Here is a 21,579-nt window from a genome sequence, read left to right on the forward strand (position 1 = left end):
GGTGGGGTTCTTGTGGGGGTTGGGATCTGCGCGATCAGCCGTGTTTCATCGGTTTCGGCGTGATCTGCGTTTTGGGGTCATTGGTCTTGGTCGTATCCGGCAACTCGCCGGTCCATTCCCAGGCCTGGGTTCCGGGCGGGTTTTCGTACCAGCCGGGATCTGAGTAATCGCCCGCGGAGATGCCTTCGCGGACCTTCACCACGGAGAACATGCCGCCCATCTCGATGGGGCCGTGCGGACCCCAACCCGTCATCATGGGTACGGTATTCTCGGGGATTTCCATTTCCATCGCGCCCATATCGGCCATGCCGGCGGTGCCCATCGGCATATATTCCGGCCGCACCTTGCGGATTTTCTCTGCGACGCTCTTCTTGTCGACGCCGATGAAGGTCGGGACGTCATGTCCCATCGCATTCATCGTATGGTGCGACTTGTGGCAATGGATCGCCCAGTCGCCGACATATTTGGCGTCGAATTCATAGGCCCGCATCGCACCCACGGGGATATCGATGCTGACCTCCGGCCAGCGCGCCTCGGGCCGCACCCAGCCGCCGTCCGTGCAGGTCACCTCGAAATCGTAACCGTGCATGTGGATCGGATGGTTGGTCATGGTCAGGTTGCCGACGCGCACGCGCACCCGGTCGTCCTTGGAAACCACCAGCGGATCGATGCCCGGAAACACCCGGCTGTTCCATGACCACAGATTGAAGTCGGTCATGGTCATGATCTTCGGCACATAGGAACCGGGATCGATGTCGAAGGCATTGATGAGGAACACGAAATCGCGGTCCACCGGCATGAAGGCCGGGTCCTTCGGATGGATCACGAAGAAACCCATCATGCCCATCGCCATCTGCACCATCTCGTCCGAATGCGGGTGGTACATGAAGGTGCCGGATTTCACGAGATCGAACTCGTAGACGAAGGTTTTGCCAACCGGGATATGCGGCTGCGACAACCCGCCGACGCCGTCCATGCCGGACGGCAGGATCATGCCGTGCCAGTGGATCGTCGTATGTTCCGGCAGCTTGTTTGTGACGAAAATACGCACCCGGTCGCCTTCGACGGCCTCGATGGTCGGGCCGGGCGACTGGCCGTTATAACCCCAGAGGCGGGCGGTCATGCCCTCCGCCATTTCGCGCTCCACCGGTTCGGCGACAAGGTGGAATTCCTTGACGCCGTTGTTCATCCGGAAGGGCAGGGTCCAGCCGTTCAAGGTGACGACGGGGTTGTAATCCGGGCCGGTGGTGGGCTTGACCGGGGCCTGGGTCGCAGCCGTTTCCATCACGGCCGCTTCCGGCAGGCTGGTGTTGGATGTTTTCGCCCAGGCCGCCGAGGAGACCATTGCGGCGCCGACACCCAGAAAGTTTCTTCTATTAAACATGGTCGTTTCCTTTCTCAATGTCCGCCACCGCCGCCGCCAGCGGCGGCAACCTCGGTCTCCGCGCCAGCCGCAGCACCCGTGCCGCCACCGTAAATGGCGGGAGCGAGGCTGGCCTCGGCGAGCCAGAAGTCACGTTTCGCATCGATGGCGAGCAGGCTTGAATTGACCTTTTCCCGGCTGTCGGCCAGAAGCTCGAAGGTGTTGGTGATCATGCCGTTATAGGTCAGCAGCGACTGCTCCTCGATTTTGGTGCGCAGCGGCACCACGCTGTTGCGGTAATGCCGGGCGATGTCATAGTTCGAGCGATAGGCCTGATAGGCGGAGCGGGCTTCCGAGCGGACATTGACCGCCTTTTCCGCCAGCAGGTTCGCCGCGCGCATATAGGCAAGTTCGGATTCCCGCATGCGCGCCTGACCGGAATCGAAGATCGGAATGACGAATTCCAGCTCGGCATTGCCGGTGGTCTGCTTGTGGATTTCGCCGTCTTCCAGCTCGCGCTCGGTCTCGAAGCCGGAACGGATTTCGAGATCGGTCACGTATCGGGTGGCTTCCGTGAGCTTGAACGACCGGGCGGTCGCTTCCAGATCGAGCTTTGCCATCTGCAGATCCACGCGGCGCTGCAGCGCCTCGGCCTCGATCATGTCCCGTTTGGTAAGCGCTTTCGGAAGCGGGGGCAGGCGGTTGGGAATGGTGTATTCGATATCCGCTCCCCACAGTCCCATCAGCCGGGTCAGTTCCTCCTTGGCAAGACGGGCCTCAAGCCGCGCTCGGGCAATCTGGCCGGTCAACTCGGCGTAAAAGACCTGTTCGCGGGCCTGGCCCTCCTTGTTGAGCGAACCCGCCTCGCCGAGTTTCACGGCAAGTTCCGAGGCGGCATCCGCCGCGGTCTGTGCCTGCGCCAACTGGCCGACATTTTCCCATGCTGCCACCGCGGTAATCCAGGCGCGGCGGGTATCGGCCGCCAGTTGCAGCGTCTTCAGCGCGGCGCCAAGCTGCGCCTTGCGGAAGCCGGTATCGGCGATCTCGACATTTTTCTTGAGGGTGGCCAGCGCCAGAATATTGGTGACGACGACACCCTCGATCGCCTGATAGGCCCTGAGCCCCGGGGCGCCGATCCCCGTCAGCCCGATACCGACCCGCGGATTGACCAGCATGGTCGATTGCCATGCGGTGGCGGCGGATTCGCCGAGATCGGCATAGGCTGCCTGAAGGCCCTTGTTGTTCAGGAGCGCAACCTGCACCGCCGTCTCGACATCGAGACTTTTGCCGGCGGCCATCAGCGATTTGACGCGGGCCTGCGTCGCCTGCGCCTCGGCCCGGTTTTGCACCCAGACCGCCTGCTTGCCTGTCGCCTCGGATGTCCTGGCCGAAACATTGGTGAAACCGGCGTCACGCGACGCATATTGGGCGGCCGTGACACAGCTGCCGAGAAGAAGCGGCAGGCAAAGGGCGGTCGCGAGTTTCGCTCCGAGTTTGAAGGTAAGTATCGTCATGATGCGTCTCCTTTCGGAGCCTGCGCATCGTTCTGGTTACGCCAGGGCTTCGGGTCCACCGGCGCGCGGTGCGTGTAACCCGCGACCGGGGTCTGATAGCGGATGGGGGCCGCGCCGAGCGAAGGGTTTGCCGCGTCGTCATAGGAGGCGGCGTCGTTCATCATGGATGTGGCTGTGCAGCCGCCCAGAAGCAGGGGCGCCGCAACCACAATGTAAATTGGGTTCATGGGTATTTTCCGAATAGGAGATGCAACGGCGCGGCGGCGCTAAAGCCGCTCACGCACGGTCATTGCCCAAAGGCGGGCTTTGCCTGTTCAGATATTCGGGGGGCGGTGAAGGAGCGGGGTCTGGCCCAGCGCCTTGCTGTCGTCGAGGAAGGAACGGATGCTGTTGACGACGGGTCTGCCAATGGTGTCGTGGCTGATCAGAACCGCCATGCCGAGACAGAAATCGCCGCAGCATTGCGGCTTGACGGGCTTTTTGACGCCGCCGTCCTGTTCGGCCATATCGTTGTGATCGTGACTGTCGGACATCATGGCTGAGGCGCCATGGTCCATCGTCGCGCCGTGATCCATCATGGCGGACTGATCGTGCTGCATTCCACCGGCTTCGGCAGGATGCATTGCGGCATTGACGGTGGAAACACTATAGCCAGCCAGTGACAGTATCATCACCAGTCTAAACAACAGGGCCAGCAATTTCGATGCTCGCAACATCTCACGCATGTTGCGTAGAAAAGCTGTAGTCCTGTGATTTGTCAATGGATATCCCTCATAACCATTGACGAAAGCCGTTATGTCGAATTCACGCGGAGCGAGGCCGGCAAGCGGAATCGCGGGGTCTGCAGCCTGCCCGCACCTTACGCGAAGTCGATGAAGGCTTCATCGAGAATAAGGAGCTTGCGGGCCTGCATGCGGGCATATTCCTCGTAAAAACCCTGCGAAATCCAGAGCGCGGAGCGGCCGCGTCGTCCGCTCCAGCCGATGCCGCCGATCAGTTCGGCCGCCGCTAGCTTACGGCCGATGTGGATACGCGACAGGGAGAGGGATGTCGCCAGTTGCGTCACGGTTTCCACATCAGTCAGGCGCCTGCCCTGTTCGGTCGGCCTTTCCCAGTCGATGCCGGCGATAAGGCGGTCCATCAGCAGTCCGCCGGCATCGAACCAGTTGAAGATGATGGAGAGCGGGCCGGGGCAGCGCACCTCCGGATGCGACAGAAACGCCTGCGATACGCAGGGGTGGATATGGGGAAGCATGGCCTCCGACCGCTTGATGAAACGTGATGCCCTGAAGCCCTCGTCGAGCAGATCCAGCGCCTGAAAATGCACGTCGTACCATTGGGCGAGCATCGCCAGCGCCGGGGCTGAAGGCACGACCCCATTGCCGGGCCCATTGCTGGATTGGTCTGCCGGGCGTGTCATTCCGCGTTTCAGCGCCTCTTTGAAGAAGGCATAAGCGACACTATGGCTGGCGAGCCCATGCCGAAGCGCCAGATGGCCGAAATCTTCCCGCGTCAGGGCGGCTTCTCCCGCTCCTGTTTCATGGGCGCCGCATTTCTGAAAATAGAGCGCCAGAAGCGCGTGAGAAAGAAGCCGGCTCTGGCGTGTCGCAAAAAGCGCGGTCATCTCGGGCGAGCCTTCGTAAAGGGCGATGAAACTTCCCGCCAGCAGACGCAGCGCCGCCGCGAAGGGTTCTTTTTGCAGCATCGCCTCTATTTCGCCGGGCGCTGGCCTGCGGCAATCGGCTGTCGCGGTCGGCAACCGGGAGATCGCAAAATCGAAAAAATTGGTCATTGGCCGCGCTCCGGGATGGGATAATCCAATCGCCCTTACAGGAGCTGAAATGGCGCGTCTTCTCATTGCGCGCAGAGGTGAAATTTTAAGCCGGCGGCATATCCGCAGCGCGGGCGTCGCCGGGCGTCATGCCATAGGTGCCGGCAAATACCCTGTAGAAAGTAGCGAGGCTGTCGAAGCCGCAGCCATAGGCGATCTGCGTGACCGGCAAGGCGGGGAATGCCAGCAGCAACCGTTTCGCTTCCTCTATCCGCATGGAGGAGAGCGTGCGGGAAAACGACAGTTCGGCACCCTCGAAAACCACATGCAATTGCCGAAGCGAAATGCCCAGTTCCCTTGCGACGGCGGCAGGGGTCAGGTTCTGCCGGGATTTTTTCCGTATCATGATGTCCTGTGCCGCATAACAGAGCCCGGTCCTGAGCGCGGCGCGAACCTCCGGCATGGCGGGCGAAAGCCGCCCGCGCGCCGTCATGGCAAGCCGGGCGATATGGGTGACATCGCGGGCGGGATCGATGAGCCTGCCGGGGTCGGCGTTCAGCGCATTGAAGAGGGCCCGGAAGGGCAGGGAGAAACTGTTGTTTTCCGCATAACGCGTCGCAAACAGGTCATCGGTGGCCTGACCGAGCATGACCTGGTAATCCACGGGGATCTTCAGCATCCTGTAGTGAAAATCCGCCTCGTTTCCCGGTATCGCATCATAGGGCAAGTCGGAATAGTTGATGGTGATATCGCCACCGCCAACCGCGTGAACCTGATTTTTACCGGCATGCAGAAAGCCGGAGCCCCTGACCTGCAGGCCGATGCAGAGGCTGTCGCCGGCAATGCGGGCAATATCGGCTTCGGTGCGGTTCACCCGGTAAGAGGAAGCACGCATCTCGGTCACCACGGCGCCGGCGACGGCGCGCGCCTGAAACGAACCCCGGAAGCTGTGGCGGAGATCCCGCGCAAGCTCGATTGTCACGCCAAACAGGCTTTTGCCGCGCACTTCGCGCCATTGGTCGAAGCGGTGTTCGGGCAGAAAATCGTCGGTTGCGAAGCGGACTATGGTGTTCGTGGCTTGATCCTCCCCGACGATCCCTGCGGCCTATTTTTCCGTTGCGCGAAATCGAAGATGAACGAGCGGATAGGGTCGCCCCTGTCCGTCGAGATCGGAGCGTCCCGTCGGTTCGAATCCCAGCCGGCGGTAAAACCCCATGGCCGCGGCGTTCTGTTCGTTGACGTCCGTGGTTAGTGCGGGGTGGAGCGCAAGCGCCCGCTGAACCAGAACCTTGCCGATGCCCTGGCCGTGATGGTCCGGATCGATGAAAAGCGCCTCCATGTGCCCTTCATGCAGAAACATGAAACCGAGGGGGCGATCAGAAACATCGACCGCCAGCGTGAGCGACGCCCGCGGCAGAAAAGCTTCGACTTCCTCCCCGATCGCGACGCGATCCGCCGGCAGAAGGAACCCATGGGTGGCGTCGACTGCTTTGCTCCATATGTCGAGGATGCGGGAAGCGTCGGGGCTCTCGGAGGGACGAAGTGTGATCATGCCTCACCCTTAGCAAGGGCGGACTTTTCACGCCATGGGCCGACCCGATCTTTTCCGTGAGCGCGTGCGGATTCAATGAATTTCAGCGTTAAAGCCGGCGATTCCGATCCTCGCATATGTCGCCCTCTCTCCTGCCGAAAAATTTTTCTCGAAAAAAGTGCTTGCAAAAGACGGTTCGAAAAAAATAGATAAAAAGAACTTCTATCTATTTATTTTGAGGGAAAGATCGGCAGATGGATCAGATCGTCACGCAAATCGACAGAAATCCAGCTCCGGCTGGGGGTTTCGGCAACGGCTTGTCGCTCGAAGAAGCCAAAATTATCTATAATTTGCCGTTTAACGATCTCCTGTTCCGCGCCCAGCGTGTGCATCGCTGTCATTTCGATCCCAATGCCATCCAGATGAGCCGGCTTTTATCCATCAAGACCGGCGGCTGCCCGGAGGATTGCAGCTATTGCAGCCAGTCCGCCCGCAACCCCACCGGCCTTAAGGCCTCCAAACTCATGGAAGTGGAGCGGGTGCTGGCTGAGGCGCGCAAGGCGAAGGAGGGCGGCGCGACGCGTTATTGCATGGGTGCTGCCTGGCGCAATCCCAAGGAGCGCGACATGGAGGCCGTGGTGGCCATGGTCGAGGGCGTGAAGGCGCTCGGCATGGAAACCTGCATGACGCTCGGCATGCTGACGCCGGAGCAATCCGAGCGGCTGGCCGATGCCGGTCTCGACTACTACAACCACAACGTCGACACTTCCGAGCGGTTCTATTCGCAGATCATCACCACCCGCACCTTCGAGGACCGGCTGGAAACGCTCGCCAATGTCCGTGATGCCGGCATCAAGGTCTGCGCGGGCGGCATTCTCGGCATGGGGGAAACGGTGGAAGACCGGATCTCGATGCTGGTGACGCTCGCCAACCTGCCGGTGCCGCCGGAAAGCGTGCCGATCAACCTGCTGATCCCGATCCCCGGCTCGAAGCTGGCCAAGGCCGATCCCGTCGATCCGATCGATTTCGTCCGCACCATCGCGCTGGCGCGCATCCTCATGCCGCGTTCGCATGTGCGGCTCTCGGCCGGGCGCACGGAGATGAGCGATGAGACGCAGGCGCTCTGTTTCCTGGCCGGCGCCAACTCCATCTTCATCGGCGAAACCCTGCTGACGGCGGATAATCCGGGTGAGGACCACGACACGGCGCTTTTCCGCCGTCTTGGCCTGAAGCCGATGGAACTGCAGTCCACGGAATTGCAGTCTGGGGAGGCGGGAGGGTGCCGGTGAACCTCGCGGCCCTCTCTCCCTATGAGGCGAAGCTTGCAGGCCTGGAGCGCAAATCGCGGCTGCGCGCGCTCGCTCCTCAACAGGGGATCGATTTCACCTCCAATGACTATCTTGGCCTTGCCGATTCGCCCCGGCTGAAGGCGGCATTTCCCGACGCCATCGGAAGGGGCGTGCCGGTGGGGGCCGGCGGCTCGCGGCTGCTGCGTGGCAACCACCGCGAACATGAGGCGCTGGAAGCGGAAGCAGCGGCATTTTTCCGAGCGGAAAAAGCGATCTATTTCGGCAGCGGTTTTGCCGCCAATGTCGCGCTGTTCTCCACATTGCCGCTGCGGGAAGACCTCGTTCTTCACGACGCCCTGATCCATGCCAGCGTCCATGACGGTATCGCGGCCGGCAAGGCGAAGGCGATTGCCGTGCCGCATAATCAGATCGAGGCATTCGAACGGGAAATTATCCGCTGGCGGCAGGAGGGTGGCCGCGGCCGGCCGTGGATCGCCATCGAAAGCCTCTATTCCATGGATGGCGACCGTGCGCCCCTTTCGGCCCTGGCTGATCTTGCCGGGAAACACGGAGGCTTCCTTGTCGTCGATGAGGCCCATGCCACCGGTGTTTTCGGCCCCGGCGGGCGCGGGTTTGCCGCGGAGCTGGAAGGCCGGGGCAATGTGGTGGCATTGCACACCTGCGGCAAGGCGCTCGGTCTCTCCGGCGCGCTTTTGAGCCTGCCGGCAGTGCTTGCCGATTACCTCGTCAACCGCGCCCGCGGTTTCATCTATTCGACCGCGCCTTCGCCGCTGATGGCGGCCGCGGTGCGGGAAGCCCTGCGCATCGTCGCCGATGAACCGTGGCGACGCCTGCGGCTGGCGGAGCTGGTAAACTTTGCCGGCGAGGAGCTTCGCTCCCGGCTCGGCGTTGCGCCCAGCGGCTCGCAAATCCTGCCGGCGATGATCGGTGACAATGCCCGTTCGCTTCGTGTCGCCGCGCATCTGCGGGAGGGCGGTTTCGATGTACGCGCGATCCGCCCGCCGACGGTGCCAGAGGGCACGGCGCGCCTGCGCATCGCCATTACGCTCAATGTGGATGAGAGCCAGATCGCCGATATGATTGAGCTGCTTGCCCTTTCCTTGGCGGAGGAGCGAAGATGAGCCCTCGTTTCGTTATCTCCGGCACCGATACGGGCATCGGCAAGACGGTTTTTTCCGCAGCGCTGACCCATGCCCTGCAGGCTTGTTACTGGAAACCCGTGCAATCCGGGCTGGAGGAAGAAACAGACAGCGAGACGGTGGAACGGCTGGGTGGCGTGCCGCGTGCGCGCATCCTGCCAGAGGCCTATCGCCTGAAAATGCCGGCTTCGCCGCATCTATCGGCCCGCCTCGAGAATGTAACGATCGACCCCACGCTGCTGCTGCCGCCGCAAACGGATGGACCGCTGGTGATCGAGGGGGCGGGCGGGCTTCTGGTGCCGCTGACCGACACGGTGCTCTTCGCCGATATCTTCGCCCGCTGGCAAATTCCGCTTGTGCTCTGCGCAAGAACGTCTCTCGGCACCATCAACCACACGCTGCTCTCGCTCGAGGCGTTGCGGCACCGCGCCATTCCCGTGCAGGGCGTGGTCTTCATCGGCCATGAGAACCGGGAAAATGAGCGCGTCATCGCCAATATCGGCGCCATTCGCCTGCTCGGCCGTCTGCCGTGCCTGCCGGAGATGACATCAGAGGTGCTGCATCGGGCATTTGCCCGACACTTCAATCTCGCTGATTTTCTGGAGGCGCCGGCATGAGCCGTTCCCCTGTCTGGCATCCCTTCACCCAGCATGGGCTGGAACCGCTAATGAAACACGTCGTATCAGCGGAAGGCGCATTTCTCGTCGATGAAGACGGCAATCGCCTGTTTGACGCCATTTCCTCCTGGTGGGTCATCACCCACGGGCACCGGCATCCGGCGATCATGGCAGCCATCCGCGCCGCGACAGAGGCCTTCGACCAGGTCATTTTCGCCGAGTTCTCCCATGAACCCGCCGAAACGCTGGCGCGCGGGCTGATCGAGCTTGCGCCCGCCGGGCTAAGCCATGTGTTTTATTCCGATAGCGGCTCGACGGCGGTTGAGGTGGCGCTGAAAATGGCGCTGGGATATTTCCACAATCGCGGAGAAAAGCTCGACCGTATCGTGGTGATGGAGCATGGCTATCACGGCGATACCATCGGCACCATGTCGACCGGTGAGCGCGGTGTCTTTAATGCCGCTTACGAACCGCTGCTCTTCGGTGTCGACCGGCTGGCTTTTCCGGAAGCGGGCAGCGAACAGCGCACGCTGGACATGTTCGAAAACTTCTGTCGTTCAGGCCGTATCGCTGCCCTGTTGGCTGAGCCGCTGGTGCTTGGGGCCGGCGGCATGAGGATTTACGGCGCGGATGTTCTGGCCGGGCTGAAACAGATCGCCGAACGCCATGGCTGCCTCGTCATTGTAGACGAGGTGATGACGGGCTGGGGCAGAACCGGAACCATGTTCGCCTGCGAACAGGCCGGCATTTCACCGGATATTCTCTGCACCTCCAAGGGCCTGACCGGCGGCTCCCTGCCGCTGGCGGCAACGCTGTGCAGTGCGGAGATTTTCGACGCGCATTTTTCGACGGATCGTCGCAAGACCTTTTTCCATTCCAGTTCCTATACGGCCAATCCGATTGCCTGCGCCGCGGCCGTCGCCAATCTTCAGGTCTGGCGGGATGAGCCCGTGCTTCAACGCATCGGGCAATTGCAACGGGTGCTGCGTGACAATCTCCGGCGATTTGCGGATGACCGGCGTTTCACCGGCATCCGGCAGATGGGGACCATCGCGGCCCTCGATCTCGTGGTGCCCGCCGGCGGGTATCTCGCCGAGGCGGGGCCGCGCATGCGGCAACTGTTCCGCGAGCGCGGGTTCGTCATCCGCCCGCTCGGTAATGTGCTTTACCTGATGCCGCCCTATTGTTCGACGGCGGAAGATCTGGCCAGCGCCTTTGACGCCATTGATGAGGTGGCCGGGATCGTCACCGAAACCGCTTCGCTAAAATCGCGCGCGCTCGGCATCGCGTGAAAACGGGGTGTGGCCATGTTCAGCCTGTTCCAGAACCGTTTCCGAAAGTCCTGACAATGCAGACCCGTTCTTCCCGCATGGCCGGTTTTGGTCATGCCGTTCCGTCACGATGCGTCGACAATGCCGAGATAGAGACCAGTCTCGGGCTGGAAGCCGGCTGGATCGAGCGGCGCACCGGCATCCGCACGCGTTATTGGGCGCAAGAGGGCGACACTCTGAGCGGCCTTGCCGCGAGCGCCGGCCGCATGGCGCTGGAAGACGCCGAAATCGGCTCCGACGACATTGCTCTGACGCTGCTTGCGACTTCCACGCCGGATCACCTCTTGCCGCCCTCGGCGCCGCTGCTCGCCCACAGGCTGGGCCTTGCCCGATCCGGCGCGATCGATCTCGCCGGGGCCTGTTCCGGCTTTCTTTATGCGCTCACCCTTGCGGATGGCTTTGTCCGCGCCCACGGCCGCGCCGTCCTCATCGTTGCCGCCAATATATTGAGCCGCCGTATCAATCCGGCGGAAAGGGCAAGCGCGGTCCTGTTCGCCGATGCCGCCGGCGCCGTCGTCCTCAAGCCCTGCCGCGAGGCGCAGCGTGGGCTTTTGTCAGCCGATCTCGTTGCGGATGGCGACGGTTACGATCTGATCCAGATAGCGGCGGGAGGCAGCAGCCAGCCATTCTCTGCCGATACATCGACTGAGGAGGTGCTGATGACGATGCGTGACGGCCGCGAAGTATTCTCCCGTGCCGTGGCGCTGATGACCGAGACCTCGCAAAGGGTGCTGCTTGAAGCCGGAATGACAGCAACCGATATCGACCGTTTCGTGCCCCATCAGGCCAATGCCCGCATGTTCGACGCCGTCTGCGGCAATCTCGGCATTGACAGGGAAAAGACGGTTCGCACCATAGAAACCTTCGGCAATTCCTCCGCTGCCACCATTCCGCTTTCGCTCTCCGTCACCAATGCCGAAAGGCCTCTCGCGGAAGGCGAAACCCTGCTTTTGACGGCCGCCGGTGCCGGTATGACGGGTGGAGCTGTGGTCTATCGCGGGTGAACGATGCCGGGCACGGGACGTCGCGATGCCATGCGATATCCAAAACTCAAGAAGCTGATTTTATTTGGAGAAATTTGGCTGGGGAACCTGGATTCGAACCAAGATCGACGGAGTCAGAGTCCGCTGTTCTACCATTGAACTATTCCCCAAAAGCTTTAAAGCGCGTGGCGCGTTCGCTTTGGTGGGTCGTCATATAGATGATTTATTCCGGGGCGCAAGTCGAAAAAATCGAAAAATGCGTTTTATCCCTGTTTTGCGTTTTGCTCCTCGGTTCAAAGCCGTGCCCGGGTGGAGCGTGGGGTGGAGAGCAAAAGGCTGGTCTCGCTGCCGGTGATGCCGGGCACCAGGCGGATGCGGCGCAGTACCGCGTCGAAATCGCTGAGCGTGGCGGCGTTGAGTTCCACGATCAGGTCCCAGCGGCCGTTGGTGCTGTGGATTTCAGAGATTTCCGGAAAACCGCCAAGGGTGCGGATGACGCGGTCCGTCACATGGCCTTCAATCTCGATCATCATGATGCCGCGGATCGCGGCCTCCACCGCATCGGCGCGCAAAATGACGGTATAACCGATGATGGTGCCGTCATTCTCCATTCTTTCGATGCGTGAGCGCACCGTCGCACGCGAGGTTTCCGTCTCGATTGCGAGATCGGAAATGCTGCGCCTGCCATTGTGTCGCAAAAGGGTGATGAGCCGCTCGTCGAGATTGTCCATGATGACCAATTCGGTAAATCAATTTTACCAGATCGATAGCTTATTTCGATAATATTGCCAATATTTGATGTTCATTTCGCCAGATCACTGTGGTGAACTGGTCTTGTTGGCAGGAAAGCGAGGATGGGAATGGAAATCAGGTTGATCGGTGCGCCGCTGCAAATCGGGGCCGGGCAATTGGGATGCGAGATGGGGCCGAGCGCCTATCGCGTCGCGGGGCTTGCTCGTGCCCTTGAAGAACTGGGGCATCGCGTTGTCGATACCGGCAATGTGACGCCGGCGACCTTCCGCGAATTTAATCATCCCAATCCCGCCGTGCATCATCTGTCTGAAACCGTGGCCTGGACCGAGGCTCTGACGGAGGCTGCCTATCGTGAAAGCGCGGATGCCGTGCCGATCTTTCTCGGAGGCGACCATGCGATTTCCGCGGGGACAGTCGCCGGCATGGCGCGCCGGGTGGCAGAGACCGGCCGGCCGTTTTTCGTGCTCTGGCTCGATGCCCATACCGATTATCATACGCTTGAGACGACGCGCAGCGGCAATCTGCACGGCACGCCGGTCGCCTATTTCAGTGGGCGAGAGGGATTTGCCGGGTATTTCCCACCGCTTTCCCATGCGGTTCCGGAAGACAATATCGGCATGATCGGCATCCGCAGTGTGGATCCGGCCGAAAGGGCCGCGCTGGAAAAGAGCGGCATCACCGTGCACGACATGCGCTCGATCGACGAGCATGGCGTCGCCGTTCTGCTGCGGGCGTTTCTGGCACGGGTTCAGGCGGCAAACGGGCTTTTGCATGTCAGTCTCGATGTCGACTTTCTCGAGCCGTCCATCGCGCCGGCCGTCGGCACCACGGTTCCGGGCGGTGCGACGTTCCGCGAGGCGCATCTGGTCATGGAAATGCTGCATGATAGCGGGCTGGTCTGCAGTCTCGATCTGGTGGAACTCAACCCGTTTCTCGACGAGCGCGGCAGAACCGCGACGCTGATGGTGGATCTCGCCGCCAGCCTGATGGGCAAGCGGGTCATGGACCGCCCGACACGGGCCGGCTGAAAGGGGTGATGCGATGAACATGATACCGAACCTCAATATCGTGCCCTTCGTCAGCGTCGATCACATGATGAAACTCGTGCTGCGCGTCGGCATCGATACGTTCCTGCGCGAGCTTGCCGAGGCGGTGGAAGAGGATTTCCGCCGTTGGGAAAGCTTCGACAAGACGCCGCGCATCGCCTCGCATTCGAAGGAAGGCGTCATTGAATTGATGCCGACCAGCGATGGCACGCTTTACGGCTTCAAATATGTCAACGGCCATCCGAAGAACATGAAGGAAGGCCGCCAGACGGTGACGGCTTTCGGTGTGCTTTCCGATGTCGGTAACGGTTATCCGCTGCTTCTGACCGAGATGACCATCCTGACGGCGCTGCGCACCGCCGCCACCTCCGCTGTCGCCGCAAAATATCTCGCCCGCAAGAATTCCCGCTCCATGGCCGTCATCGGCAATGGCGCCCAGAGCGAATTCCAGGCGCGCGCCTTCAAGGCGATTCTTGGCATAGACACGCTGCGGCTATTCGATATCGACCCGTCCGCCAGCGAAAAATGCGCCCGCAATCTCGCCGGGCAGGGTTTTGCCATCAAGATCTGTGAGAGTGCACAGGAAGCGGTCGAAGGGGCGGATATCATCACGACCGTCACCGCCGACAAGCAATATGCGACGATCCTGACCGACAACATGGTCGGGCCCGGCATTCACATCAACGCCGTCGGCGGCGATTGCCCCGGCAAGACGGAGTTGCACCGGGATATTCTGCTTCGATCCGATATTTTCGTCGAATATCCGCCGCAGACGCGCATTGAAGGTGAAATCCAGCAATTGCCGGCGGATTATCCCGTCATCGAGCTTTGGCAGGTCATAACCGCTGAAAAGCAGGGGCGGGCAAGTGAGCGACAGATCACGCTGTTCGACAGCGTCGGCTTCGCGACGGAAGATTTTTCGGCGTTGCGTTACGTGCGCTCGAAGCTGCCATCCACCGGGCTTTATACGGAGCTCGATCTGCTGGCTGATCCGGATGAGCCGCGTGACTTGTTCGGGATGCTGCTGCGGTGTGAGGCGGCTCTCGTCTAGGGTTTTCTGCCTATTTCGTCTCCCGGCGGCTCTTGCGGGCAACCACATGTTCGCGCCAGATGGTGAAGAGGCCGGCGGCAATGACGATCGCTGCACCGATGACCATGTTGGACGTCACCACTTCGCCATAGACGGTGACGCCGATGATGGAGACGAGCACCAGCTGATAATAGGAAAAGGGCTGCACGGAGGCTGCATCCGCCAGTTCGAACGCCTTTATCAGGCAATAATGGCCGCTCATGCCGGTAATGCACAGCGCCAGCATCCAGCCCCAATTCTGCGGCTCGATGCTGACCCAATAAAACGGACCGACCAGCGTCAGGGCCGCCGCACCGGCCACGCCGGTGTAGAAGAAGCTTGTCATCGCCGAATCGCTTTTGCTGCCGAGGCGGGTCAGGACGCTGTAGAGCGCCAGCATGAAGGTGGCCACGAAGGTGATAATCAGCCGGTTGTCGAAACCGTCGCCCTCCGGCTTGAGGATGACGAGAACGCCGATGAAGCCGACAAAAATGGCGCTCCAGCGCCGCCAGCCCACATGTTCTCCCAGCAAAGGCATGGACAGCGCCGCAACGATCAGCGGTGCGGAGGCAAGGATGGAATGGCTGTGCGCCAGCCCGACGACGGCGAAAGAAAAGATCGAAATGACGATCTGTACGGCGAGAAGCACGCCGCGGCCGATCTGCAGCCAGGGACGGTTGGCCATGACGGCGCCCCGAATGCCGCCCGCCGACCTTGCGGCCATCAAAAGAACGAAGACGGCAAAGGCCCAGTATCGCAGCATGGCGATAAAAACCGGCGGATAGGCGCTGCCCAGATGTTTCGATATGCCATCCTGCGCCGCAAAGATCGTGAAAGCGACAAGCGCATAAAGAAAGCCGGTCCGGGGTGATGGCATGAAAAAACCGCTATCCGACTGCCGCCGGCAAAAGAGTATTCGGGGTGAATGAGGTGGGTAACAGCCATATGTTACGGCCGTACCTTGTCAGACAACCTTATTTTCCGAATAGCTGCCATGCAAGTGTGGAAGCTGCGTTTTAAAGGGGCGATTGCTGGAGCATGCTTTTGCTGCATTCTCTCCTCATCCCTGTGCCTGTCACAGGGATTCAGCCAGCCCAAGTCATTGGGCTGAAAGGAGTTTTTCTCGCCGTGCAGACGCGCGTCGGCTGGATTCCTGTGACGAGCACAGGAATGAGGGCGGTGGGCACGCCGCTCCGCAGGTCGGCGTAGAGCTAGTATGATGTGAGCCTGCTGCCGAGGGCTTTGGGACAGGCAGGGCTGTCCGCCGTCAACAATTGCGCGGCGGAGAGAAGGTTCAGCAAGACGCTCAGCGTCCCGGTTGTGGCTTCAGCCGATCTTCACGGCCGTCTTCGAGGTCGCGGATTTCAGTGCGGCATCGGCCAGTTTCAGCGCGATCAGACCGTCCTTGATGGAGGGCGACGGCGCGACGTTGTTTTCGATGCTGTCGATAAAGGCGGTGATTTCCGCGGCATAGGCGGCCGTATAACGCGTCATGAAGAAATCATGCAGCGGCGGGCGGGTGTAGCCGTCCGCATTGGCGATTTCGATGGAAACCGGACGCTGGTTTTCGGCCGCGGCCGAACCGAGCGAACCGTGCACTTCGATGCGCTGGTCGTAACCATAGGTCGCGCGGCGGGAATTCGAAATGATCGCCTGTCTGCCGCTTTTTGTCGTCAGGATGATGCTGGCGCTGTCGAAATCACCCAGCGCGCCGATCTCCGGATTGACGAGGACGGAACCGGTGGCAAACACGCTTTCCACTTCCTCGCCGAGCAGGAAACGGGCCATATCGAAATCATGAATGGTCATGTCGCGGAAAATGCCGCCGGAGACCTTGATATATTCGGCCGGCGGCGGGCCGGGGTCGCGGCTGGTGATGGTCACCATTTCCACCTTGCCGATGCGGCCATCATCGATTGCCTTGTGAACGGCCTGGAAATGCGGGTCGAAACGGCGGTTGAAACCGAGCATCACCTTCGCTCCGGTTTCCTCGACCACCTTGGCGCAAGCTTCCGCGCGGGCGACATCGAGATCGACGGGCTTTTCGCAGAAGATCGCCTTGCCGGCGCGGGCGAAACGCTCGATCAGGTCGGCATGGGTGTTGGTCGGGGTGCAGATGATAACGGCATCGATCGTCTCGTCGGCCAGAACCTCATCGATCGTGCTGACCTTGCACTGCGCCTCGCGGGCGATTGCTTCCGCAGCACCGGCCATGGCGTCCACAACGGCCACCAGCTGCGCACGGCTGTCGGTGGTGATCGCCTTGGCGTGGACCTTGCCGATCCGTCCAGCGCCGAGCAGTGCCAATTTCGTAACCATCTTTCCTCCGGTTTCTCACACCCGTCCCTCACTCCCGGAAAGACAGAATATGAATGCAAGCAATGTTTCGATATGGAATATATGTTCCATTTTGCTAGATCGACATTGCAGACGTGTCAAGCGTTTTGACGATGATCCAGACGGCCGAAATCGCTCTTCGGGAAGGTCATGCGGCGCGGATGGCCGGTGTCGTTAAAAGCCCCTAGCGATAATCAATCGGCCGAAGCTGTCAGGGCCGCATTGTGGGGCAGGGCGTATACTTCGACCGGGGTTTCGAGGCCGCGCAGCAGCCATGGGCCGAGATTTTCCAGCTTTCCCTGATATCCGGCCATGCGTACGAATTCCTCGGAGAAAAGCACATTGCGCCCGGTCTCCTTGGTCAGCGTTTCCAGCCGCGAGGCGATATTGACGGCGGGGCCGATGACGGTGAAATCGAGGCGGGTTTTCGAGCCGATATTGCCATACATGACATCGCCGACATGCACGCCGATGCCGTAACCCAGGGGATCGTGGCCCTTGCGGCAATTGATTTCATTCAGCGCAACGAGGCTCTTCTGCGCGCTGGCGATGGCTTTCAGCAGGTTTTCGCAGGCCTTGGGATCGCTGAGCGGGAAAATCGCCAGTAGCCCGTCGCCCATGAATTTCAGGATTTCGCCGCCGAATTCCTCGATGGGATCGCACATGGCATCGAAATAACCGTTCAGAAGCTCGATGACATCGTCGCGCGGCCAGAGGTCGGAAATATGGGTGAAATTGCGCAGGTCGCAGATCAGGATCGCCGCGCCCACCGTCATGCCGCTGCCGCGTGTGGTTGCGCCATTGAGGATTTTTTCGCCCGCATGCGGCCCCACATAGGTTTCCAGAAGGGTGCGCGTCATGCGGTTCTTCAGGCGTATTTCGCTGACGAGCGCCAGCGCCGGAAGCAGGTTTTTCAACGCGAGGATTTCGCTGTCGGAAAAACCGCCGGGCCGGTCGCTGGAGAAGCTGGCGACATGGCGCTTGCCGAAGGTGTGCTCGATCGGCCATGCGCAATAATCGGTCAGCCCCTCGGCCCGCAGGTCTTCGTAGATCGTATAGCCGGGCTCATCGATGTCGTCTCCGTTCAGCCGGTGGCGGACTTCGGCGGCGCCCTGGTGAATGTCGTTGATAGGGCTGTTCAGATATTCGGGCGTATTTTCAGACCCATAGCCATAGGTGGCGATTTCGGCGGAGGACAGGCCGGCTTTCCACAGAATGCGCGCGCCAAGCCATTGCGGATGGCGAATGCGGAAAGCGAGCACGCCCCGCGCCACGGAAATTCCGCTCGCCCGCAGCCTGTTGCAGAGCTCGACGAATATTTCGTCGATAAAGCGTTCGTCCTTGGTGCCGGTGATCAACCAGTCGAGAATTTCCGTCTTTTCCGCTGGCCACAATTCATCCAATGCTGAAGAAACCCGTTCTTCGGTGTCGAGACTTAGTGTCATGGCAGGATTCCGGAGGTTGTTGCTGCTCTCGCACAAGCGGGGCGCATGTCGCACTCGGCCAACATGGTCGCTCGTGAACCCCATGTGGTGCCGGATAACGAAAATGTTAAGAGAGGGGCGCGGAAAATGTTCCGGAAGGGATAGGCGGCATCGGGCCACGCGCGCCGCCCGGATGTTCCCGGGAACATCGTCCCCGGCGGCGCTGAGATTTTTGATGATCGCTAAGGCGGATCAGATAACGGTTTCGACAGGAATATGAAGAGCTGCGGCAACGCGTCTGATGCGCAGCGGATCGCTGTCCGTGCCGTCTTCGAGCGCGCGTATTTCGCTGGTCGTCAGGCCGCAGGTCACGGCAAGCTGTTCGACCGTATATCCGGCGAGATTGCGCGCGGTCAGAACCTTTTTGGCAAAAGGAGCATCTGTTTCGTGATCGGAATCGGGTTGTGAGATTGAAATTGTCATTATTGCATCTCCCTCAGAATGGACACTTAAATGCGGGCGGCAAAGAAAAGTTGCCGGGCCGAATGCGACCGCGTTGCCGGAGAAGAAAATCGGTGCTGCAACGCAGCGAGGAACATAGCGGCTTCATCGACCTACGCAATAGTTAAATTTTGTTAAGATTCGTGATCGCTGCATTCCTGCGGCACGCCTCTGCCGGAAAAAAGCCGAGATACCGCCGTTTTTCGGGGCTCTTGCGACGGGGCTTTCGCTAGAGCATGCCCCAGGCGCGAAACCGGCCGCGACCGGTCACTTCCCGCAGTTCCAGCTGGTTGGCGAGCCCGATCGCGCCCTGCGGTGTGGTGCCGAGTTCCTTGACGATCATCGCTGCGGAAACCACCGGTCGGGAGACGACAAGTTCCACGAGTTCCGGCAGGCGCGAGGAGGAACGCCGGCCTGCCAGCTTGCGCATCATGCGTTCACGCGCATGGGCCAGCCGGTCATGTTCCTTCATGCCGACCTGCGCCGCTTCGTAAAAGCTGTCGAGAAGTGCGAGAACCCGCTGTGTCTGGTTTCGGGCGTGCCGACGCTCCCGCGGGACCGCGCGGAGACCGGCGCTGAGGGCCGGCAGGTGATCGGGCGTGACGGCGCCGTCGCGCAGAAAGGCGGAGGCCAGAAGCCGGCCGAGCCAGGGGCTGCGTTGCAGCACCTCGATCATGTTCCAGGCGTCGAGCAGGATGGCGGTGCGAAGAATCGCCGGCAGTTCCTCCGTCCGCGCATAGACGTTCCACCATTCTTTCAGCCGCTCATCCTCGTCCCAGTCGGGTTCGTTGATGATCGCATGGCTTTCCTCCCTGTGCATTGGCGGAAGCGCGCTACCGGTGGTGATCGCGTCGAGCGTTGCGGCGCTTCGCGCCAGAAGCGCATCCAGCTCGGAAAAAGCGCCATCCAGCGATGTTTCCTCCACCTCCTCGTCGGTGTCTTCATCGCGGGCGTGGTCGAGCGTTTGTCTGGAAGGCTCTGGCGCTTGGGCAAGTGCCGCCCTGCCGCGTAGCCTTGAAAGGCCCGGCGCGGTAAAGGCCCAGCCGGGGGGATTGGAAAAGATCAGCCGTCTCGAGCGGAGAATCCGGTGCGCCGCCGTCATTTCATGGGTTGGCGCGCGCACATCCATATGCGCGTCATGCAGCACCAGATCTTCCATGTGAACGAGTTCGCCATCCACCCACATGGAGGAAATCGCATCGGTGAAATCCTGTCTTTCGATGAAGCCGTGTTTCATCGGTGACCGGTCGATCCGCTCGTCCAGCCGCGCCAGCGCCTCGCCGGCACGGGCGGCGGCAATGAGAAGCTTTTCAATCTGAACGTCCGATATATCGTAAATCATTGATATTTTTTAGTTTGAGCGCGGGCGGCTTACAAGGCGGATCACAGGTGGGCGGGTTTGGCTGGTTTTTCGGCAATATTGCGATGCGGTATAAACTTGCGCACTGCAACATGACGGGTATATACCCCCACCGAGAGCGACAAATTATCACACCTTCCGTTCGCCCTTCCATCTCCAGACGAAGATGAATTGGAGTTTACCCGTGAATATTATGGCAAATGGTCCCGCCACCGCGCCGGACCAGAAAACCCGTTTGAAATCCATTATCGGCGGATCGGCGGGCAACCTCGTCGAATGGTACGATTGGTACGTTTATTCGGCCTTCACCCTTTATTTCGCGCCGGTGTTTTTCCCTTCCGGAAACCAGACCGCCGAGCTTCTGAGTGCAGCCGCCGTTTTCGCCGTCGGATTTCTGATGCGGCCCATCGGGGCCTGGTTCATGGGCACCTATGCCGACCGCAAGGGCCGCAAGGCCGGCCTGACCTTATCTGTCACGCTGATGTGTCTCGGCTCGCTGCTGATCGCGATTACGCCCGGCCATGAGGCGATTGGCATTGCCGCGCCGGCCATTCTGGTTTTCGCAAGGCTTCTGCAAGGCATCAGCGTCGGCGGCGAATATGGCGCGAGCGCAACCTATCTCAGCGAAATGGCCGGCAAGAACCGCCGCGGTTTCTTCTCCAGTTTCCAGTATGTGACGCTTATTTCCGGTCAGCTTCTGGCGCTGGCGGTACTTCTGGTGCTGCAGCGGGTTCTGACGCCGGAACAGCTCGGCTCCTGGGGCTGGCGCATTCCCTTCTTCATTGGCGGCCTTCTGGCGATTGCGGTGTTTTATATCCGCCGCGGCCTTGTCGAGACGCAGTCCTTCGAAAATGCCAAGACCGGCGCTGCCGACAAGCCGAAGTCCAGCGGATGGGCGCTGTTCAAGCACTATCCAAGGGAAGCGCTGATGGTCATGGCGCTCACCTCCGGCGGCACGCTCGCCTTTTATGCCTATACGACCTATCTGCAGAAATTCCTCGTCAACACCTCCGGCTTCAGCAAGGAAAGCGCCACGGAAATCACCACGGCGGCGCTCTTCGTCTTCATGCTGTGCCAGCCGATTGCGGGTGCGCTGTCCGACAGGATCGGCCGCAAGCCGCTGATGGTCGGCTTCGGTATCCTCGGAACGCTGTTTACCTATGCGATCTTCAGCATGCTTTCGACGACGACCGATCCCATCATGGCTTTCGCCCTCGTTCTGGTCGGCCTGTTGATCGTCACCGGCTATACCTCCATCAATGCGGTGGTGAAGGCGGAAATGTTCCCTGCCCATATCCGCGCGCTTGGCGTGGCTCTGCCCTATGCGCTGGCGAACACCATATTCGGCGGAACGGCGGAATTCGTGGCCCTGAAGTTCAAGCAGATCGGCCACGAAAACTGGTTCTTCTGGTATGTGACGATCATGATCGCCCTGTCGCTGGTGGTTTATGTGAAGATGCGCGATACGCGCGATCACAGCCATATCCACGAGGATTGAGCGACCGCCATCCAGACCGGCAAAAGCCCCGT

At 60.7% G+C, this 21,579-nt stretch carries 21 protein-coding genes and 1 tRNA gene; 8 read left to right on the forward strand and 14 right to left on the reverse strand.

Annotated features, from left to right (window positions below):
- Nucleotides 1–34: 34 nt before the first annotated feature.
- The 7 genes from AGR7B_RS19600 to AGR7B_RS19630 form a co-directional block, all read right to left on the reverse strand.
- On the reverse strand, nt 35–1,384 hold the full coding sequence (locus tag AGR7B_RS19600; RefSeq protein ID WP_080857638.1) for a multicopper oxidase family protein: 1,350 nt from the start codon (nt 1,382–1,384) through the stop codon (nt 35–37).
- Nucleotides 1,385–1,398: 14 nt separating this feature from the next.
- A complete protein-coding gene (locus AGR7B_RS19605) occupies nt 1,399–2,877 on the reverse strand; it encodes a TolC family protein (RefSeq protein ID WP_080857639.1) in 1,479 nt (492 codons plus the stop codon).
- Nucleotides 2,874–3,104, reverse strand: coding sequence for a hypothetical protein (locus tag AGR7B_RS19610; RefSeq protein WP_003522077.1), 231 nt, complete (start codon nt 3,102–3,104; stop codon nt 2,874–2,876). Before AGR7B_RS19610 ends, AGR7B_RS19605 begins: the two co-directional genes overlap by 4 nt.
- A gap of 87 nt (nt 3,105–3,191) precedes the next feature.
- Entirely contained in the window at nt 3,192–3,602 is a 411-nt protein-coding gene (locus tag AGR7B_RS19615; RefSeq protein ID WP_078053696.1) for a hypothetical protein, read from the reverse strand.
- 134 nt (nt 3,603–3,736) lie between these two features.
- The gene (locus tag AGR7B_RS19620; RefSeq protein ID WP_080857640.1) at nt 3,737–4,669 is read right to left on the reverse strand and encodes a hypothetical protein; all 933 of its coding nucleotides are present in this window, start codon (nt 4,667–4,669) and stop codon (nt 3,737–3,739) included.
- Between the two features lie 85 nt (nt 4,670–4,754).
- Complete coding sequence (locus AGR7B_RS19625) at nt 4,755–5,654, reverse strand: AraC family transcriptional regulator (RefSeq protein ID WP_162934207.1); 900 nt, start codon at nt 5,652–5,654, stop codon at nt 4,755–4,757.
- 99 nt (nt 5,655–5,753) lie between these two features.
- Nucleotides 5,754–6,200 (reverse strand): acetyltransferase, encoded by a 447-nt coding sequence (locus AGR7B_RS19630; protein WP_080857641.1) that lies wholly within the window; start codon nt 6,198–6,200, stop codon nt 5,754–5,756.
- A 233-nt stretch (nt 6,201–6,433) separates the two neighbouring features.
- On the opposite strand from AGR7B_RS19630, the gene bioB reads away from it, so the two are divergent.
- The 5 genes from bioB to AGR7B_RS19655 are packed head-to-tail and all read left to right on the forward strand — an operon-like array spanning nt 6,434 to nt 11,580.
- Nucleotides 6,434–7,468: a biotin synthase BioB gene (gene bioB, locus AGR7B_RS19635; RefSeq protein WP_080857642.1), complete on the forward strand. Its 1,035-nt coding sequence runs from the start codon at nt 6,434–6,436 to the stop codon at nt 7,466–7,468.
- Nucleotides 7,465–8,610: an 8-amino-7-oxononanoate synthase gene (locus tag AGR7B_RS19640; protein ID WP_080858178.1), complete on the forward strand. Its 1,146-nt coding sequence runs from the start codon at nt 7,465–7,467 to the stop codon at nt 8,608–8,610. The genes bioB and AGR7B_RS19640 overlap by 4 nt, the downstream gene beginning before the upstream one ends.
- Nucleotides 8,607–9,245, forward strand: a complete 639-nt coding sequence (gene bioD / locus AGR7B_RS19645) for a dethiobiotin synthase (protein WP_078053692.1) — start codon at nt 8,607–8,609, stop codon at nt 9,243–9,245. Before AGR7B_RS19640 ends, bioD begins: the two co-directional genes overlap by 4 nt.
- Complete coding sequence (locus AGR7B_RS19650; RefSeq protein ID WP_080857643.1) at nt 9,242–10,537, forward strand: adenosylmethionine--8-amino-7-oxononanoate transaminase; 1,296 nt, start codon at nt 9,242–9,244, stop codon at nt 10,535–10,537. The genes bioD and AGR7B_RS19650 overlap by 4 nt, the downstream gene beginning before the upstream one ends.
- Before the next feature lie 56 nt (nt 10,538–10,593).
- Nucleotides 10,594–11,580, forward strand: coding sequence for a 3-oxopimeloyl-[acyl-carrier-protein] synthase BioZ (locus AGR7B_RS19655; protein WP_080857644.1), 987 nt, complete (start codon nt 10,594–10,596; stop codon nt 11,578–11,580).
- 75 nt (nt 11,581–11,655) lie between these two features.
- Here the strand turns inward: AGR7B_RS19655 and AGR7B_RS19660 are convergent.
- Nucleotides 11,656–11,729: transfer RNA gene (locus tag AGR7B_RS19660), tRNA-Gln, on the reverse strand.
- Nucleotides 11,730–11,852: 123 nt separating this feature from the next.
- Complete coding sequence (locus tag AGR7B_RS19665; protein WP_003508428.1) at nt 11,853–12,290, reverse strand: Lrp/AsnC family transcriptional regulator; 438 nt, start codon at nt 12,288–12,290, stop codon at nt 11,853–11,855.
- Nucleotides 12,291–12,419: 129 nt separating this feature from the next.
- Between AGR7B_RS19665 and rocF the strand changes: the two genes are divergently transcribed.
- Together rocF and AGR7B_RS19675 are read left to right on the forward strand one after the other, a co-directional pair.
- Entirely contained in the window at nt 12,420–13,340 is a 921-nt protein-coding gene (gene rocF, locus AGR7B_RS19670) for an arginase (protein WP_080857645.1), read from the forward strand.
- Between the two features lie 13 nt (nt 13,341–13,353).
- On the forward strand, nt 13,354–14,409 hold the full coding sequence (locus AGR7B_RS19675) for an ornithine cyclodeaminase (protein ID WP_080857646.1): 1,056 nt from the start codon (nt 13,354–13,356) through the stop codon (nt 14,407–14,409).
- 10 nt (nt 14,410–14,419) lie between these two features.
- Here AGR7B_RS19675 and AGR7B_RS19680 read toward each other — a convergent pair whose 3' ends face one another.
- The 5 genes from AGR7B_RS19680 to AGR7B_RS19705 all read right to left on the reverse strand — a co-directional run bounded on the left by AGR7B_RS19680 (nt 14,420) and on the right by AGR7B_RS19705 (nt 20,031).
- Nucleotides 14,420–15,304 carry a DMT family transporter gene (locus AGR7B_RS19680; RefSeq protein WP_080857647.1) on the reverse strand — a complete coding sequence of 295 codons (885 nt, stop codon included), beginning with the start codon at nt 15,302–15,304 and terminating at the stop codon, nt 14,420–14,422.
- A 449-nt stretch (nt 15,305–15,753) separates the two neighbouring features.
- Entirely contained in the window at nt 15,754–16,746 is a 993-nt protein-coding gene (gene iolG / locus AGR7B_RS19685) for an inositol 2-dehydrogenase (RefSeq protein WP_080857648.1), read from the reverse strand.
- Nucleotides 16,747–16,958: 212 nt separating this feature from the next.
- Nucleotides 16,959–18,209, reverse strand: a complete 1,251-nt coding sequence (locus AGR7B_RS19695; RefSeq protein WP_080857649.1) for an adenylate/guanylate cyclase domain-containing protein — start codon at nt 18,207–18,209, stop codon at nt 16,959–16,961.
- Between the two features lie 231 nt (nt 18,210–18,440).
- A complete protein-coding gene (locus AGR7B_RS19700) occupies nt 18,441–18,671 on the reverse strand; it encodes a helix-turn-helix domain-containing protein (RefSeq protein WP_003522093.1) in 231 nt (76 codons plus the stop codon).
- A 247-nt stretch (nt 18,672–18,918) separates the two neighbouring features.
- The gene (locus AGR7B_RS19705; RefSeq protein ID WP_080857650.1) at nt 18,919–20,031 is read right to left on the reverse strand and encodes an RHE_PE00001 family protein; all 1,113 of its coding nucleotides are present in this window, start codon (nt 20,029–20,031) and stop codon (nt 18,919–18,921) included.
- Nucleotides 20,032–20,242: 211 nt separating this feature from the next.
- On the opposite strand from AGR7B_RS19705, the gene AGR7B_RS19710 reads away from it, so the two are divergent.
- Nucleotides 20,243–21,547 (forward strand): MFS transporter, encoded by a 1,305-nt coding sequence (locus AGR7B_RS19710; RefSeq protein ID WP_162934252.1) that lies wholly within the window; start codon nt 20,243–20,245, stop codon nt 21,545–21,547.
- Nucleotides 21,548–21,579: the final 32 nt, after the last annotated feature.

This window comes from Agrobacterium deltaense RV3 (genome assembly GCF_900013505.1).
In the GTDB taxonomy this organism is placed as follows: Bacteria; Pseudomonadota; Alphaproteobacteria; order Rhizobiales; family Rhizobiaceae; genus Agrobacterium; species Agrobacterium leguminum.

Bases quoted from the DNA above. Each gene is read 5' to 3' on its own strand.
- AGR7B_RS19655 (WP_080857644.1), top strand. From the start codon at position 10,594: ATGCAGACCCGTTCTTCCCGCATGGCCGGTTTTGGTCATGCCGTTCCG.
- rocF (WP_080857645.1), top strand. From the start codon at position 12,420: ATGGAAATCAGGTTGATCGGTGCGCCGCTGCAAATCGGGGCCGGGCAA.
- AGR7B_RS19705 (WP_080857650.1), bottom strand. From the start codon at position 20,031: ATGATTTACGATATATCGGACGTTCAGATTGAAAAGCTTCTCATTGCC.
- bioB (WP_080857642.1), top strand. From the start codon at position 6,434: ATGGATCAGATCGTCACGCAAATCGACAGAAATCCAGCTCCGGCTGGG.
- AGR7B_RS19605 (WP_080857639.1), bottom strand. From the start codon at position 2,877: ATGACGATACTTACCTTCAAACTCGGAGCGAAACTCGCGACCGCCCTT.
- bioD (WP_078053692.1), top strand. From the start codon at position 8,607: ATGAGCCCTCGTTTCGTTATCTCCGGCACCGATACGGGCATCGGCAAG.
- iolG (WP_080857648.1), bottom strand. From the start codon at position 16,746: ATGGTTACGAAATTGGCACTGCTCGGCGCTGGACGGATCGGCAAGGTC.
- AGR7B_RS19630 (WP_080857641.1), bottom strand. From the start codon at position 6,200: ATGATCACACTTCGTCCCTCCGAGAGCCCCGACGCTTCCCGCATCCTC.
- AGR7B_RS19610 (WP_003522077.1), bottom strand. From the start codon at position 3,104: ATGAACCCAATTTACATTGTGGTTGCGGCGCCCCTGCTTCTGGGCGGC.
- AGR7B_RS19710 (WP_162934252.1), top strand. From the start codon at position 20,243: ATGGCAAATGGTCCCGCCACCGCGCCGGACCAGAAAACCCGTTTGAAA.
- AGR7B_RS19675 (WP_080857646.1), top strand. From the start codon at position 13,354: ATGAACATGATACCGAACCTCAATATCGTGCCCTTCGTCAGCGTCGAT.
- AGR7B_RS19650 (WP_080857643.1), top strand. From the start codon at position 9,242: ATGAGCCGTTCCCCTGTCTGGCATCCCTTCACCCAGCATGGGCTGGAA.
- AGR7B_RS19665 (WP_003508428.1), bottom strand. From the start codon at position 12,290: ATGGACAATCTCGACGAGCGGCTCATCACCCTTTTGCGACACAATGGC.
- AGR7B_RS19600 (WP_080857638.1), bottom strand. From the start codon at position 1,384: ATGTTTAATAGAAGAAACTTTCTGGGTGTCGGCGCCGCAATGGTCTCC.
- AGR7B_RS19620 (WP_080857640.1), bottom strand. From the start codon at position 4,669: ATGACCAATTTTTTCGATTTTGCGATCTCCCGGTTGCCGACCGCGACA.
- AGR7B_RS19680 (WP_080857647.1), bottom strand. From the start codon at position 15,304: ATGCCATCACCCCGGACCGGCTTTCTTTATGCGCTTGTCGCTTTCACG.
- AGR7B_RS19615 (WP_078053696.1), bottom strand. From the start codon at position 3,602: ATGCGTGAGATGTTGCGAGCATCGAAATTGCTGGCCCTGTTGTTTAGA.
- AGR7B_RS19700 (WP_003522093.1), bottom strand. From the start codon at position 18,671: ATGACAATTTCAATCTCACAACCCGATTCCGATCACGAAACAGATGCT.
- AGR7B_RS19695 (WP_080857649.1), bottom strand. From the start codon at position 18,209: ATGACACTAAGTCTCGACACCGAAGAACGGGTTTCTTCAGCATTGGAT.